13 protein-coding genes are annotated in these 13,240 nt (G+C 55.2%); 7 read left to right on the forward strand and 6 right to left on the reverse strand.

What is annotated here, in order from left to right; genetic code table 11:
• The first annotated feature begins 56 nt into the window (after positions 1 to 56).
• From LRG10_RS00170 to LRG10_RS00200, 7 genes are all read left to right on the forward strand, one after another.
• Positions 57 to 1,454 carry a putative O-glycosylation ligase, exosortase A system-associated gene (locus LRG10_RS00170; protein ID WP_238634355.1) on the forward strand — a complete coding sequence of 466 codons (1,398 nt, stop codon included), beginning with the start codon at positions 57 to 59 and terminating at the stop codon, positions 1,452 to 1,454.
• Positions 1,451 to 2,692 (forward strand): glycosyltransferase, encoded by a 1,242-nt coding sequence (locus LRG10_RS00175; protein ID WP_238634357.1) that lies wholly within the window; start codon positions 1,451 to 1,453, stop codon positions 2,690 to 2,692. Before LRG10_RS00170 ends, LRG10_RS00175 begins: the two co-directional genes overlap by 4 nt.
• On the forward strand, positions 2,677 to 3,672 hold the full coding sequence (locus tag LRG10_RS00180; RefSeq protein ID WP_238634358.1) for a glycosyltransferase family 2 protein: 996 nt from the start codon (positions 2,677 to 2,679) through the stop codon (positions 3,670 to 3,672). The genes LRG10_RS00175 and LRG10_RS00180 overlap by 16 nt, the downstream gene beginning before the upstream one ends.
• On the forward strand, positions 3,669 to 4,442 hold the full coding sequence (locus LRG10_RS00185) for a hypothetical protein (protein WP_238634360.1): 774 nt from the start codon (positions 3,669 to 3,671) through the stop codon (positions 4,440 to 4,442). Before LRG10_RS00180 ends, LRG10_RS00185 begins: the two co-directional genes overlap by 4 nt.
• A gap of 85 nt (positions 4,443 to 4,527) precedes the next feature.
• The gene (locus LRG10_RS00190) at positions 4,528 to 5,496 is read left to right on the forward strand and encodes a glycosyltransferase family 8 protein (protein WP_238634362.1); all 969 of its coding nucleotides are present in this window, start codon (positions 4,528 to 4,530) and stop codon (positions 5,494 to 5,496) included.
• Positions 5,497 to 5,580: 84 nt separating this feature from the next.
• Positions 5,581 to 6,564 carry a hypothetical protein gene (locus LRG10_RS00195; RefSeq protein ID WP_238634363.1) on the forward strand — a complete coding sequence of 328 codons (984 nt, stop codon included), beginning with the start codon at positions 5,581 to 5,583 and terminating at the stop codon, positions 6,562 to 6,564.
• A gap of 4 nt (positions 6,565 to 6,568) precedes the next feature.
• Positions 6,569 to 7,504, forward strand: a complete 936-nt coding sequence (locus LRG10_RS00200) for a glycosyltransferase family A protein (RefSeq protein ID WP_238634364.1) — start codon at positions 6,569 to 6,571, stop codon at positions 7,502 to 7,504.
• Between the two features lie 76 nt (positions 7,505 to 7,580).
• Here the strand turns inward: LRG10_RS00200 and LRG10_RS13190 are convergent, their stop codons facing one another.
• The 6 genes from LRG10_RS13190 to LRG10_RS00225 form a co-directional block, all read right to left on the reverse strand.
• Positions 7,581 to 8,408, reverse strand: coding sequence for a phosphotransferase family protein (locus LRG10_RS13190; protein WP_370645208.1), 828 nt, complete (start codon positions 8,406 to 8,408; stop codon positions 7,581 to 7,583).
• A gap of 349 nt (positions 8,409 to 8,757) precedes the next feature.
• A complete protein-coding gene (locus LRG10_RS00205; protein WP_238634366.1) occupies positions 8,758 to 9,522 on the reverse strand; it encodes a hypothetical protein in 765 nt (254 codons plus the stop codon).
• A 72-nt stretch (positions 9,523 to 9,594) separates the two neighbouring features.
• Positions 9,595 to 10,383, reverse strand: coding sequence for a glycosyltransferase (locus LRG10_RS00210; RefSeq protein ID WP_238634368.1), 789 nt, complete (start codon positions 10,381 to 10,383; stop codon positions 9,595 to 9,597).
• A 443-nt stretch (positions 10,384 to 10,826) separates the two neighbouring features.
• On the reverse strand, positions 10,827 to 11,615 hold the full coding sequence (locus LRG10_RS00215) for a hypothetical protein (RefSeq protein ID WP_238634370.1): 789 nt from the start codon (positions 11,613 to 11,615) through the stop codon (positions 10,827 to 10,829).
• Between the two features lie 47 nt (positions 11,616 to 11,662).
• A complete protein-coding gene (locus LRG10_RS00220) occupies positions 11,663 to 12,301 on the reverse strand; it encodes a class I SAM-dependent methyltransferase (protein ID WP_238634372.1) in 639 nt (212 codons plus the stop codon).
• Positions 12,298 to 13,200, reverse strand: coding sequence for a glycosyltransferase family A protein (locus tag LRG10_RS00225; RefSeq protein ID WP_238634373.1), 903 nt, complete (start codon positions 13,198 to 13,200; stop codon positions 12,298 to 12,300). Before LRG10_RS00225 ends, LRG10_RS00220 begins: the two co-directional genes overlap by 4 nt.
• Positions 13,201 to 13,240 lie beyond the last annotated feature (40 nt).

The raw sequence follows: 13,240 nt of genomic DNA on the forward strand, positions 1-13,240 counted from the left end.
TCATGGCAGATACAGGCTAAGCCGCCTACGCTGCCAAGGACCAAAGGCCTGCTCACATGCTGCCGCTTCGCGACCTCCTCTTCGGGACCATGATCTTCGGATCGTTGCCGCTGATCCTCTACCGGGCTTGGGTCGGCGTCGCGGTCTGGTACTGGGTCGGCCTGATGAACCCTCACCGACAGGTTTGGGGTGCCTTGGCCCAGGCTCCTGTCGCTCAACTAGTCGCCCTGACGACCCTTTTCGCGATGCTTTTCGCCCGCGAAAGGCGTGCGCCACCGCTGACCAGAGAGACGGTCTTTCTCGGGCTATTGATCCTGCACATGGCAGCAGCGACCTACCTCTTCGCCTGGCAGCCCGAGGTCTCGCAGCAAAACTGGGACCGATACGCCCGAATCCTGATCCTGGCGGTCGTCACGCTCATCCTGATCGACGGCAAGGTCAAGACCTCGTCCTTGCTCGCGATCACCGCACTCTCCATTGGTTATTGGGGGATCAAAGGCGGGCTCTTTACGGTGCGGACCGGTTTTGGCGGCATGGTCCTCGGCCCCTCCGGCAGCTTTATCAGCGGGAGTACGGACATTGGGCTGGCCCTGGTCATGACCTGGCCGCTGATGCTGGTGCTGGCGCGGGAGGTCTATCGCGGTGACTTCGTGGTGCCTATTGGCCAGGCCCTGCTCGACCGTTGGCACCGGTGGCTTGGGCGTGCCCTCTACGGGGGGTTCTGGCTCCATGGCATCGCGATTATCGGCACCTTTTCCCGTGGCGCCTGGGTGGGGATGGCAATCGTGGGGCTGCTGATCTTCCTGCGCCTGCGCTATAAGGGCTTGCTCGTAGGGGCTGCGGTACTGGCCATCGGCGTCGTTGGGGTTACTGTCCCGGACCGGATCCAACACGAGTGGGAGACCCTGGTCCACTGGGAGGAGGACGCCTCCGCCGGAGGCCGCCTGGACGCCTGGGAGGTCTCCTGGAACATCGCCATGGACGCCCCTCTGACAGGTTCTGGCTTCGGGACCATGCAGTTGCCCTACGATTTGTGGAACAGCTACCGGGAAGGCCCCCCCCGCTCGCGGCTAGCGGAGCACAGCATCTACTTCCAGGTCCTCGGGAACCTGGGATTCCTCGGGCTCTTTCTCTATCTGAGCCTGATCGGTTTCGTGCTGGCCAGCCTGTGGCGCATCTTCCGGCAGGCCCGAAAGGCACCGGAGACCCAATGGATCAGCGAGTGGTCCTGGGGCGTCGCAGTCGGGCTGATCGGATTCCTGGTGTCAGGCGCCTTCCTGAGCCTCGCCTACTTCACTCTGTTTTTCTGCATGCTCGCACTGGCCATCGTCCTGCGGCGGGAGTACATGGAGGCGCAGCCGGCGGCACATCCGGCCCGCCAACCTGAAAGTGATGGACCGCAGGCCACGCCCACCGGGACCACTGCCCACGCCTCGCGAGGTGCGCGCGCATGAATCGCCAGCTGCGCCTGCTCATCGTCCTGACCAGCCTTCCCTACCCGCTGGTGGATGGCCAGAGCCTGCGGATCTTCCACTACGCCAACGGCCTTCAGCGGGACTGTGCCATCGACCTGGTCCATCTTGGCGATGACCGCCCCATCCCGCCCGCACTGGATGCGATCTTCGATCACATCCATCGACTGCCCGTTGACCCCTGCCGGCCTTCCCCCTGGTGGCAGCGGGTGCGTGAGCTCACACGAGCCGAGTCTCTTGTGCCGACAAGCCGGGCGTTGTACGAATTCCTGGCCGAGGCCGATACCCGAAATCACTACGACTTAATCTGGGCCGGCGGCGTCCGCTTGTTGCCGTCCTTTCCCGCGCTACGCACTCCCCTCCTTTTGGATGAATGCGATCACGACCCCTTGGCCCTGCGACGCCTGCTCGCCCTGGAGCGACGTCCCCGGGAGTGGTTGCGGCTCTACCGCCGGCACCGCCTGCAACTGCAGCTTGAGGCCCGCCACGCACCGCGGGCCTCCGCCGCTGTTTTCGTCACCGACGCGGATCGCCGCTCCTTTCAGCACTCCTGCCCGGTTGTGCCCGCACACACCCTCGCCAATGGCGTTGATACCCACTTCTTTACGCCCAATAACCGCGCACCACAGTCCGGGCACATCGTCTTCGAAGGGGCGATGGACTTCGAACCCAATATGCGCGCCGCACGCTATCTGGCGCTGCGGGTTGTGCCGCGCCTGCGGACCGTAATCCCCCACGCCCACCTGACACTCGTCGGCCGCGACCCGACGCCAGCGGTTCAGGCGCTTGCAAACGGCTTCGTCCATGTCACCGGCGCGGTGGAGGATATCCGGCCGTATCTGGCAACAGCCGAGGTCTTCGTCGCCCCCCTACACTCCGGCTCTGGAATCAAAAACAAGATCCTGCAGGCCTGGGCAGCGGGGGTGCCGGTGGTTGCCAGCGACCGCGCGCTCGAGGGCCTCGAAGCGCATGATCGCGAAAACGTGATTCTGGCCTACACTGAGGACGGGTATAGCGATGCCGTTACGCAGCTCCACCATGCCCCTGAGCAGGCACGGCGCATCGCGGAGAACGCGCGAGAGACTGTGACCAGGCTTTACACTTGGGAAAGGTCCACTCGCCGACTCAAGAGCATCCTATGGGGGCTGGCCGAAGACTCTGGTGGCGCTGCCCTTCCGCCGCCTCCGCAAAGACAGGAGCAGGCATGTTCTTTTCGGTGATCCTCCCAACCCGAGACCGACCTCAGCTTTTTGCCGCAGCTTTCCAGTCGGCATGCCGGCAGGATTTTGGTGACTTCGAGATCCTCGTGGTCGATGATGGATCCACCCCCGAGGCAGCCGCGCAGATCCGGGCACTGGTCGATAAGCATCCCCGGGCCTATCTGCTTCGACAGCCACGCCGTCCGCAAGGACACGGTCAAAGCTACTCCATGAACACGGCCGCCCTTGAAGCAGCAGGCGATTATCTCGCTTTCCTCGACGACGACGACGAATGGACCGATCCTTCTCATTTAACTCAAACGGCTGCGGAACTCGAGCAAGCAGAACACGAGGTTGACGCCTATTACACGAACCAGGCTGCCTTCTACAGCGACGGGCGACGCAAGCCCGGGCGCGTGTGGCTGGAAGATCTGATCCCGCGGTACACCGACACGTCCCCCGAAGAGCCAGGCCCCGCGCGCCCCGCGTTCCTGACCCCTGAGGAGCTCTTGTGTAGCGGGGGATTCGCGCATTTAAACTGCTCGATCCTTCGCCGCCCCTTTTACCTGAAGCTAGGCGGGATGGATGAGGGCATCCGCTACGAGTGCGACCGCGACCTCTACCTGCGCACGCTCGACCAGGCGGAGCATCTGCTCTACAGCCCGCGTTGGATAGCCCGCCACAATATCCCGGACCCCAAACGCGCCGACAACATGTCAACCGTAATCTCTGCCCTGCAAAAGGCGCAGTACCAGATGATCGTGTACCAAAAGGGGCTAATGACCGCTCAGCGCCCTTCGGTCCGGGAGGCCTGCCGCCTGGGGCTCGGCTATGTCTACAAGCGCGCCGCCGAACTCCTCCACACCACAGGACAACGGCAACAAGCCTACCGGTATGCGTGCCAGGGGCTCGCCCTTCATGGAAATCTCCGGTGGGCAGCCTACACCGCATACCTCGCGGCGTGCCGCATCCTACCTACGCAGACCACAACTAGCCCATGACAAGGCCGTATCACTTTATCCGCGCGTTGCCGGCTCTGCTCCGCCCCTATCGGCGCATCTTCCTGCTCAGCCACATGCGCGCGTATACAAGCCTCTTCGGCCACATCCTCGGCTCCCACCCGGACATCGAGGGGTATTACGAACTACAGATGGGCTACCACAGCTGGCGTAGCCTCCTCCGCCAGAAGCTGCACTACTTCTACTACCACGGCCACACGCCTAAACACCGTGCCCACTACCTGCTAGACAAAATTCTGCATAACGACCATCGGATCGACCCGTCCATTCTCGCCCGTTCGCGCGATACTTACATTTTTTGCTTGCGCCCCCCTGGCGAGACGGTCCCCAGCATCATCGACCTCTATCAGCGAGTATCGCCCGAACACCAGTGGGCCACCGAAGAGGGCGCCTTCGCTTACTACCTGGACCGTCTAGAAGGGCTAAAGGACTTATCCAGGCGATTGCATGGGCGGTATCTCTTCATGGACGCGGAATGCCTGACCATAAACACATCCGAGGCCCTTTCTTTTCTGACCGAAACGCTGTATTTGACAACCCCACTGGAGCCCGAATACCTGAACGGGCCGATGACAGCGAAGCCCTCTCGTGGCGACCCATCAGGGCGCATCGGCTGCGGGCACATCGTAACCGCCCCGTCACCAAAATCACCGCTCAACGACGAACAGCCGCTATCCGAAGCCACCAACCACTATGCAAAGGCGCGCGATATCCTGATCAGCAGATCACGCTACTCCTGTCTGATCGATTAGCCTCACCCAGCCATCAAGTACCCAGACCTTCACCCGACCCACCCGAGTTAACGGCCAAACCACCTCCAAAATCTTTGAGTTAAACATGAGTGACGATCCCGAACTGAACGCCAACCCTATAAAAATACTTCTGTGTGCGAACAACGACTACGCCCAGCATCTGGCGGTCACCCTCGCATCCATCGTTATTAACAATGCTAACGACCACCTGGAGATCACGATTGCCGGAAATATTAAAGAAGCGACCCAGAGGAAGCTCCATGAGGTCCTTTCTTTAAATAGGAAGTCCTCCTTAACCTTCATTACCCTCGACACCATTCACGAAGCTTGCCTGGACCACCTTTCAGCGCACGATCTACCCACACAGGGCGATTACAACATCAAGGGGTCCTACAGCATCGACGTCTATACCCGCCTGCTCTTAGACCACATCTTCAGCCCAGAAACCGAAAGAGTCCTCTATCTAGATAGCGATCTCGTCGTCGATGGGTCCTTACGCCCCCTCTGGGATACCGACATTCTCGACTACCCCGTTGCCGGGGTACCCGTTCCCTATTACGACCGCACGCACTTACCTAATCTTACTCCTGGCGACCGCTACGTAAACTCCGGCGTCTTACTCTTCAACCTGCCTGCGTGGCGATCCCTCGGTTGTGAGATCAAGTGCATATCCTTTATCAAAAACAATCAGGCGATATTGCGCGACCCCGATCAGGACGCCCTGAACGCCGCACTCAAAGGTCATATCTTTTTCTTGTCAGCTAAATGGAACGCATTCGGCGCCTACCTAAAAGCTCTCGACAACGAAAAACCAAACGCCCCCTCGGAACCACCAGTTGTTTACCATTTCAACGGAGCCAACAAACCGTGGCTTTACCTGTCCGACCCCCCGATGAAACATCTCTACAGTTATTACTTACAACGAACCCCTTGGCGCGGTTCTACACCTCCGGACAAGACTCCCACCAACATCGCTTGGAAATGGGCGCGCCGTTTAACTCCTTCCGTCTGCAAACGCGCCGCCCGTCGACTCTTATTCCGGCCCACCCTTTAGCAACTCGCATCGCCAGCGGTCCGCTCTTATTAGGATGCGAAATATCATTTTCACTTTCCCATTTTCAGAAGGAAGGAACCATTTATGGCCTTGCCCAATTATTTGACTCATGCAGCCCACAAATCGAGAACACTATTTAATCGGGCATTATTCACGCAGTATAAGAAACAAATATTACATACCCCACCATTACATTGTGCTCGGACTAGCGACACGCTAATACTTTCAATGATCGGCTCCAGTTCATTCCTCGAGTATCTTATCGCGATTAAATCTTTTTTGCGGTTCACCTCCTCTTTTTCGGTGGAGGTTATAAGCGACGGCACGCTGGACCGAGAACATGTCGATCTACTCCAGACCCACATCCCGAATATCCGGTTCTCGTCTCCGGATGCCGTTAAACTTGGCCCGTGCCCGCGGGGAGGGACTTGGGAACGCCTTCTACGGGTTGTTGAATTGACGGGCAGCCATTATGTCATTCAGATGGATTCCGACATCATCGTCGCGCAACAACCAGGCGAGGTCTTCTCCTTCCTCCGAGACCAAAAGCCTTTCGCCATCGGGAACAGAAAGTGGCCGGCACCCGTTTCTCTACATCACATGGCTGAGACATCTCGGTCCTGGCACCAGAAGAGAGGCTGGAAAACCAGCCATATCCAACCCTACTGCGAAAGCCTTCTGGACCATTTACCGGATCGACTTCCCTGTGCCCCAAAGGGTTATTTGCGTGCGTGCTCTGGTTTTTGCGGGTATCCAGAAGGCAGCCTGAGTTTCTACCATACCTACTCCTTGTCCGAGGCGATGCGGGAACTCGTGGGGTGGGATCGTTGGAGGCAATGGGGAAGTGAGCAGGTTATGTCTAATTTACTTCTTGGTGGAATGGACGCAGCGAGCGCTTTACCTTGGCCGGAGTACCAGAACTTTATGGAGCCACGAACTGACCAAACCGGTAAGGTCATACATTTTATAGGCGCACACCGACATAAGACCCTCGATTACCTCCTGACCTCCCGGGCATTGCTGAAAGAACTAAACAAACAACAAAAAGCCAAAACAAAAAGGCGCTAAAAACGTGCTTACCCAGATCGTACTTCCTGTATATAACGCAGAATCAACCATATCTTGTTCAGTCGAATCTGTTATCAAACAGACGAACAAGAATTGGATCTTGACCGTGGTCGACGATGGTAGTACAGACCACACGCGAGAGCTCATCGCCCCCTATTTAGAAAACCCTCAAATAAAATACATCTACCAATCAAACTCCGGCCCTGGCGCTGCCCGTAACACCGCGATCAACCTGGGTTGCGCTTTCCAGCCGGATATATTCGCTTTCATCGACGCGGACGACTGCTGGCATCCACGAAAGCTCCAATACCAGATTGATACGTTCCTTACTCACCCTTGGGCAGACGTGGTTGTCACGGATAGCGCCAATTACCATTCTTTCCCGAGCCCATTTTATTTAGAAACTCGACCGCCTGTGCACGCCATAAACAACCTTTTTACAACGCTTTGCACGAAAGACTTCCCCTTCCACCCTGCAAGCGCAGCTATAAAAAGCTCTCTTTTTGAGCGTGCACGCTATACAGAAACACCTCAAGGCGAGGATTTTTTTCCATTTCTATATTGGTCCTTACTGGGCCGAAACTTTTTGCGCCTAAAAGCTCCACTTTATATCGAACGCTCTCTCCCGGGCAGCTTGCAGAGAACCGATGCCGGGACTCTTTTTAGCGGCGAATCGCGCCTGAACGGGATCCAAAGGCTGAAGGATGAACATTATGATCTACTGTGCTCCAGATGCCATAACCCTGCCACCCTAGTCGCGCATGCAAAAAAAAGATTCTACAAGCGCGCGACGTCCGGCGCACGCGCATGCCTAACAGGCTTTGAACTTATACGCTACCCATTATTTCGGGCGGACCGCGACATACCAGCGCTCGTTGTTTTTACGGAAAGCCTCAAATGTTTAGCCTATGCCGCATGGAAGATCACACGGACGGGATAAGCCGTGTCTCAAGTCGACTCCCTGTATTTTTTCTTACCCAAAAACCTTTCAGGTGATTTTGGGTACGCCTCCCTTGTTATCTTTCCGTAGCATCAAGCGATTTCACAAAAAGATCGGTCCTTTTCCCGGTATCGCAAAACTCGTCATCACGGCAAATGGCGTCAATAGATCCAAGAAGGGATAATTGGCTTACCGAATACTTTGAACACACAGCAGGCATGCAGAAGGATCTCGCCCATGCCGTATACGTTGGGTTGAAGGGCCCGCCCGTTATGCGCCCCCCTCCTGAACGACGGTCTATTGACTTAAATAGGTTAACGATATCCGTAACGCAGCTCCCGCTATTTCTCGAACACTCCCAGTCGATAATTTTTAAGCGACCTTTCGCATCCACATATATGTTGTCAACCTTTAGATCGCCGTGCGCCCGGGTTACCGGAAGAGCCACGCCCTCTAGACACACAGAAAGACGCTGCTGGGCCTCGCGCGACAATCTTGCCCAAAAACGCTCAAAAAGGTCTTTTTTAAACGTCTCGTACCATGGCTTATACTCCACGCTGCATATCGAAGAGTGAATTCTTCGATCAAGTATTTTCGGTATCTCAAGACACTCGACGGGTTTTGCTTGCCGCTCCAACTTTTGTGCTCTACTCACATTCAATGCAAACAAACGAGCAAGCGCCCACGGGCGGTAGTAGTGACCCAACCCCTGCCAAACCGTTTTTTGCTCTCGGACGCTCGCTTCTGTCTCGTTATCCTGCATATGCGCACTGCGCGCCCATGCGATTTTATAGCAATGAGTTTTTCTGCAAAAGGTAATTTTTTTTCTGTTCACTGCATTCTGAGTTATGCGTTTTATCCTACACGGACGACATTCCCCCAGTATACGCATAATCGTACCCATTTTCCGTGCGTGATTTCATCCGGCCCTGAATAGTCGATTCTGAATAACCGGCTATGCCGGAACGCCGGCGGGTTCCAGTGCGCCCAGCGCCGGGCGTTGACCACCCAGACGCGAGAGCAGCCACTCCAGTAGAGCGCGCAAAAGAGCTGGCCCCCTTCCAGCCGGATCAGAGCGTTACAAACACGAACCCGGGGGTTTAGCGGCACTCAGCTGTGGAAGTCGGGAGATCAGCGCCTTGCGATTTTCTCAGGACCGAATTCGTACTAGTTGGTACCAAGCGGCTTCTCGGGTACCCACCTGTCTGCGTATTTTATCCGAACGAACAGCCCAGCAGTAGCCCACTCGCCCCCTAGCCTTGCTTTACCCTTTTAACCTGCATCTCGATATCATCAGCGTTTTCGCTTATCTCTCGTTCTCCGTCACACTCAATGACCATAACTCCTCGACCCCGCATTATCTTAACCCCCAACCGACTTATCTCACACGCTTTTTTGATCGTTCCAAGGTGACGCGCCATATCACTCCGGTCCCGGTTCCTAATTCTGGCCTCCATAAGCTCTTCATTCGAACAATCCACGTGCACAATGACATCCGGTAACGGAGCGCTCTCAAAGTACGCCTTAGAGAACTCAAGTGGTGCCTCGAAGCCAAGGCTAAGCCCAACGCCGCGCTGCGCAATAGACTCGTCATGTACGATGACTCTCCCCGGGCCTGCCTTCTCATTAAGAAGCGCAAGATCGGTAACATCCCGTATAAACCTTTCCGCACGTCTTACCTTCTCAAAGCAAGGCGCCTCATTAGAGAACCCCTGAGACATGACTAGCTCTATAAAATCACGCCACTTGGCATTTTCTTCCATAGCGCTCCGCGCTATTTCGGTAATATTTTTATCTATTAAAACATTAAAAAAATGACCTCTCCGCAACAGCCCCTTTGTCAGGTAACAATAGGCCCGCGACTTTTTCTTAACCTCGTCAAGGATAATTTTTCTTTTTGCGCTCTTCGCACACTCCAGCGAATAGCTATTTCCTTTTATTAAATCAGAACATATAACGCTTTTACCCGCCCCCATAGGCCCAATAAACTCCACCCTCTTACGCATTGCCTGTTTCATTTGTAATATATATACCTTTTTAGGGCACCATTTAAACGCGCGTGCTGGACAACAATAGACGCACAGGGATAGCTATACTTTGCCGCGCGCCAAATACCAGACCATTTCATCAATGCGCGCTATTGAGAATGCGTCTTCCGCAGTTGTACGCGCACCTTTTGCTAGGCGTTTATAGGCGCTGCTTTCTGTACGCAACTTTTTTATTGCATCCACTACCTCCGGGTTGCCCGATGTAATGTAACCATTTTGATCCGGTACCACCCACTCAGTAAACCCACCTTGATTCCCGCAGACGACCGGAAGACCAGACGCTAATGCCTCCGTAACAACCCTGCCGTGCGGCTCTACCCAAAACCTGGTATCCGTACGATAGAAAAAAACGTCGAGCGACTTAAGAAACTCCTCTGGTGCCTCCTCGCCTTCTCTTATAACTTCTATATTAGGATGCTTCTCAAGACCCAGACATTCCCCGCCCATAATTCTTACCTTTATACCGAGTTCGGCCAATAGGGAATAAAGTTTTTTATCATCCGGGTGGTGTTTATAGTAGATATCGCGACTCATCCGCCCCACTGTAAAATCATCTTTATTCCGCTGGAGCGAGGCTGCACAGGGGCGAAACCTCTCTATATCTATCGGAGAAATCAGAACCCTCCCTGGGCGCCCTACAGCATCTCTTATCCATCTCGCTGCATAAACGATTTCAAGATATCTTTCAAGACCATACACCTTTTCGAGCTCGTTAATTCTTTTGAGTGTCTGCCGGATGTTTGGAAGCTGACATATAAGTATTACTCTTTTTGGTTTCCAAAACTTTATCCATTTCCCTATCCACCAAGGGCCGCTACCTGCTAAAACCACGGTACCATTCTTGGGGAATCGAAAAAGCCTAGGATATATACGTCGCACTGGCACCTTAGACGCTATTTCAGCGTTAGGGACCGCACCGGGCGGAGCCCATACTTGGACTGACGTCTTTTTATGGAGAATATTATATAGCTCCATAACACGGTTCTCGGCCCCACCATTTGGATTGGCCAACGGATTAATAATGTGAATACTACTCATTTCGTAAAGAGCAGAGGCGGGAAGAGCTTCCCGCTTCTCCAGGGCCCTGAGTTAGCTCTAAACAATAACAAACCCAGCCGGGCGGGACTGTCGGCATGATTTTTAGGTCCTGCGTTTACTTGTTACGGTTTTTGCTTCCTTGGTACAAAGATTTTTGCTCATTCAACATCACACCTGGGAAAAGAAAACTCCGTGCAACCTGTCCCCATGCACTAATCCTGAGCCTTTTTGTAAGATTAAGGAAAACATTTTTCGGCACTCGACAGGTTAAAAATTATCCTGAAGGCTTTTTTATTTGGCGCGCCGCCAAAAACGTTAAAAATTTCCGGATCTCCTCTATAAACGGCACTTAGGATCGTCTCCTCATCATGGGCGTAGGCCGCGGCAAGAGAACCACGAGCTTTCATAAGAAACCTTTCCTCCAGCTCTTGCCAAACCGCTTCCCCACCCCCCAGAAACGACGCACTCACCGGAAGCGCGCCACCAAAGTACTGCATATCACTCTTGTAGCAGGACACTTTATCATCAGGAAGCCTAACCCGGGGGAAATCCCAGTTGCGTCTTTTTTTTGAGACACGCGCCACTGAAACATCGGCCCATGCAAAATAACCACACTGACCCCGATCGCCTAATTGATCGATGGCCTCACAAACCAGAGACACTTTGCTTAGCCAAATCGAAAGAAGGTCTTTGTAAAACGCCGGACCGCCTCGCTTCCAGTCCCGCCAGTAGTGAATCACACCTTTTTCTTTATTTTTATGCTCGGGCTCAGGAAAGGCATCCAGCCCCATCCGTTCGCAACTTGCAGCGAAGCCCTCGCTTAGATCACGCGCAGGGAGCTCTCCGATGGACCGTTTCACCGGAACAAGGTCAACATTCTTATCCTGTGCATTTTTTTCCACGAAACGCAGCAGGGCGGGGTCTTCGTAAAAAAAAACCAATCGGCTTTCCGCTAGCATGTCCAGGGTTTTCGGGATCAACTTATAGTAGTGTTCTACTGGGTTCTTCGGACTATCTGCAAGCATCCAATGCCCGGATACGTAAGTCCGGTTCAGCTGAGGCCTCCTGAGCCTCATTGAGACACCTCTTGGGGTTTCTGGGCCAAGGCCCAGACTGTTACCGGGTAGCGCCGCTCATTCTTCAAGCTGCCGAACCAACCCCGCCGCGCCCAAGGTGTGAAGTTTGCCTTGACGCAGGCCCGGTTTCCCCAGGAGTACGTCCGCGTCGTCTCCAGCGGGAACCCGCATTCCGCTAGGAAATAGCGCATCCCGGTCTCGGTCCACCGCGTGCAGTCGTAGGGGATCTCGTGGACGAGGACGAGAAACGGCGTGGCGTTAAAGAAGTAGCCGCCTGGTTTCAGCATCTCGTACACGTTCCGGCCCGCCCGATAGGGCCAGAGCAGGTGCTCGAATACCTGGTCTGCGATGATGAGGTCAAATTTCTGATCCAGAGGTCGATCGCAGACGTCGTAATCCGGGTAATTAGCTTCTGTGTAAGCGCGAAAAGGAATTTTCCGAAACCGCTCGCCCGCGGATATCTCAAGAACATCGAGCTGCTGCGGACCCAACTCTTCGATCAACGCAAAGGCTTGCGGGTACATCGCCGCCCGGGACCAGTGCTGATAGTCGTAGCCAACGGCGGTCAGGAGTCGCTTCGTCTTAGCGGCCAGCTGCGGCCTTTTTTGAAGCTCCCGTATCAGCGCTCTTTTCATGCTTCCTGCCTTTTTTTCTCTTCTGCCTGCGGGAAGAGCGAGCCTTTTCTGATTTTATTCAGCACCAAGCGATCGGATACAAAATAGAGCAACCGATTCCGCGGGCGCAAATCTCTTATACGATCTTCGGTGTAGATCTCACGGATGTACGAAGGGAGCGCTGCAACACCACACTCTTTGAGAAGCGCGTACAGCAACTGGTTCTGGAAACTGCGCTCGCTGTAGCGTAGAAGCCGACGCCAGTAAAGCCGTATATCCGCCGGGGACAAAGAGAGGGAGTCAAAATAGAATCGGGCGTCTTCCGGATTGACGATGCGCTGAGTGTGTGTGTCGTCTTTGCCGCCCTGCAGATCGGTGAGGAAGAGATAGCTCAGCAGCCCATCCTCACCCTTGGCACCGACCGGCAGCCGAATGCCACGCCGGCGCATCAGCGCCACTGCGTGGTCGCTCAAGGCGTACAGATTCCCGCTCAGGTAGTGGTTCTTCACCAGCTCGGCGGACCACGGCTCCTTACTCCGCCCGGACCCAGGCAGGGCTGCTGCCGCGTAGGCCTGCGGGTTGTTCTCCAGTGCTTCGATGAGATGCTGAATGCTGCCCCGGCCCGGGCGGATATCGCCGTCCAGGAAGCAGTGGGCCGGTGCGTCCAGCGCGAGTTCATGGATGTAATAATTCCACGCGTTGGCCTTGTCAGCGATTTCGAGTTCGTGGCCGACAATTCGCCGGTCCTCCCGGGCCAGCCGGTGGACGATGGCGGCGGAACGGTCCGCTGAGCCGTTGACGATCACGTGGGCCCTGAAGGCGCGGTCCCCACACGCCTCTTCCAGGGCGCCGAGCGTGCGCTCGATCAACCGTTCTTCGTTATGGGCGAGGACGCAGACTGATATGGTCATGATTACCATCAGGCTAGCAGGCCCTGTGGCTTTTGCCCTCTTAACTTGC

Source organism: Halorhodospira sp. 9628 (assembly GCF_022228075.1).
GTDB lineage: Bacteria > Pseudomonadota > Gammaproteobacteria > Nitrococcales > Halorhodospiraceae > Halorhodospira > Halorhodospira halophila_A.

Coding starts and splice junctions, on each gene's coding strand:
- LRG10_RS00195 (WP_238634363.1), top strand. CDS start 5,581: ATGGCCTTGCCCAATTATTTGACTCATGCAGCCCACAAATCGAGAACA.
- LRG10_RS00205 (WP_238634366.1), bottom strand. CDS start 9,522: ATGAAACAGGCAATGCGTAAGAGGGTGGAGTTTATTGGGCCTATGGGG.
- LRG10_RS00180 (WP_238634358.1), top strand. CDS start 2,677: ATGTTCTTTTCGGTGATCCTCCCAACCCGAGACCGACCTCAGCTTTTT.
- LRG10_RS00175 (WP_238634357.1), top strand. CDS start 1,451: ATGAATCGCCAGCTGCGCCTGCTCATCGTCCTGACCAGCCTTCCCTAC.
- LRG10_RS00190 (WP_238634362.1), top strand. CDS start 4,528: ATGAGTGACGATCCCGAACTGAACGCCAACCCTATAAAAATACTTCTG.
- LRG10_RS00225 (WP_238634373.1), bottom strand. CDS start 13,200: ATGGTAATCATGACCATATCAGTCTGCGTCCTCGCCCATAACGAAGAA.
- LRG10_RS00220 (WP_238634372.1), bottom strand. CDS start 12,301: ATGAAAAGAGCGCTGATACGGGAGCTTCAAAAAAGGCCGCAGCTGGCC.
- LRG10_RS00185 (WP_238634360.1), top strand. CDS start 3,669: ATGACAAGGCCGTATCACTTTATCCGCGCGTTGCCGGCTCTGCTCCGC.
- LRG10_RS00170 (WP_238634355.1), top strand. CDS start 57: ATGCTGCCGCTTCGCGACCTCCTCTTCGGGACCATGATCTTCGGATCG.
- LRG10_RS00215 (WP_238634370.1), bottom strand. CDS start 11,615: ATGCTTGCAGATAGTCCGAAGAACCCAGTAGAACACTACTATAAGTTG.
- LRG10_RS13190 (WP_370645208.1), bottom strand. CDS start 8,408: ATGGGTACGATTATGCGTATACTGGGGGAATGTCGTCCGTGTAGGATA.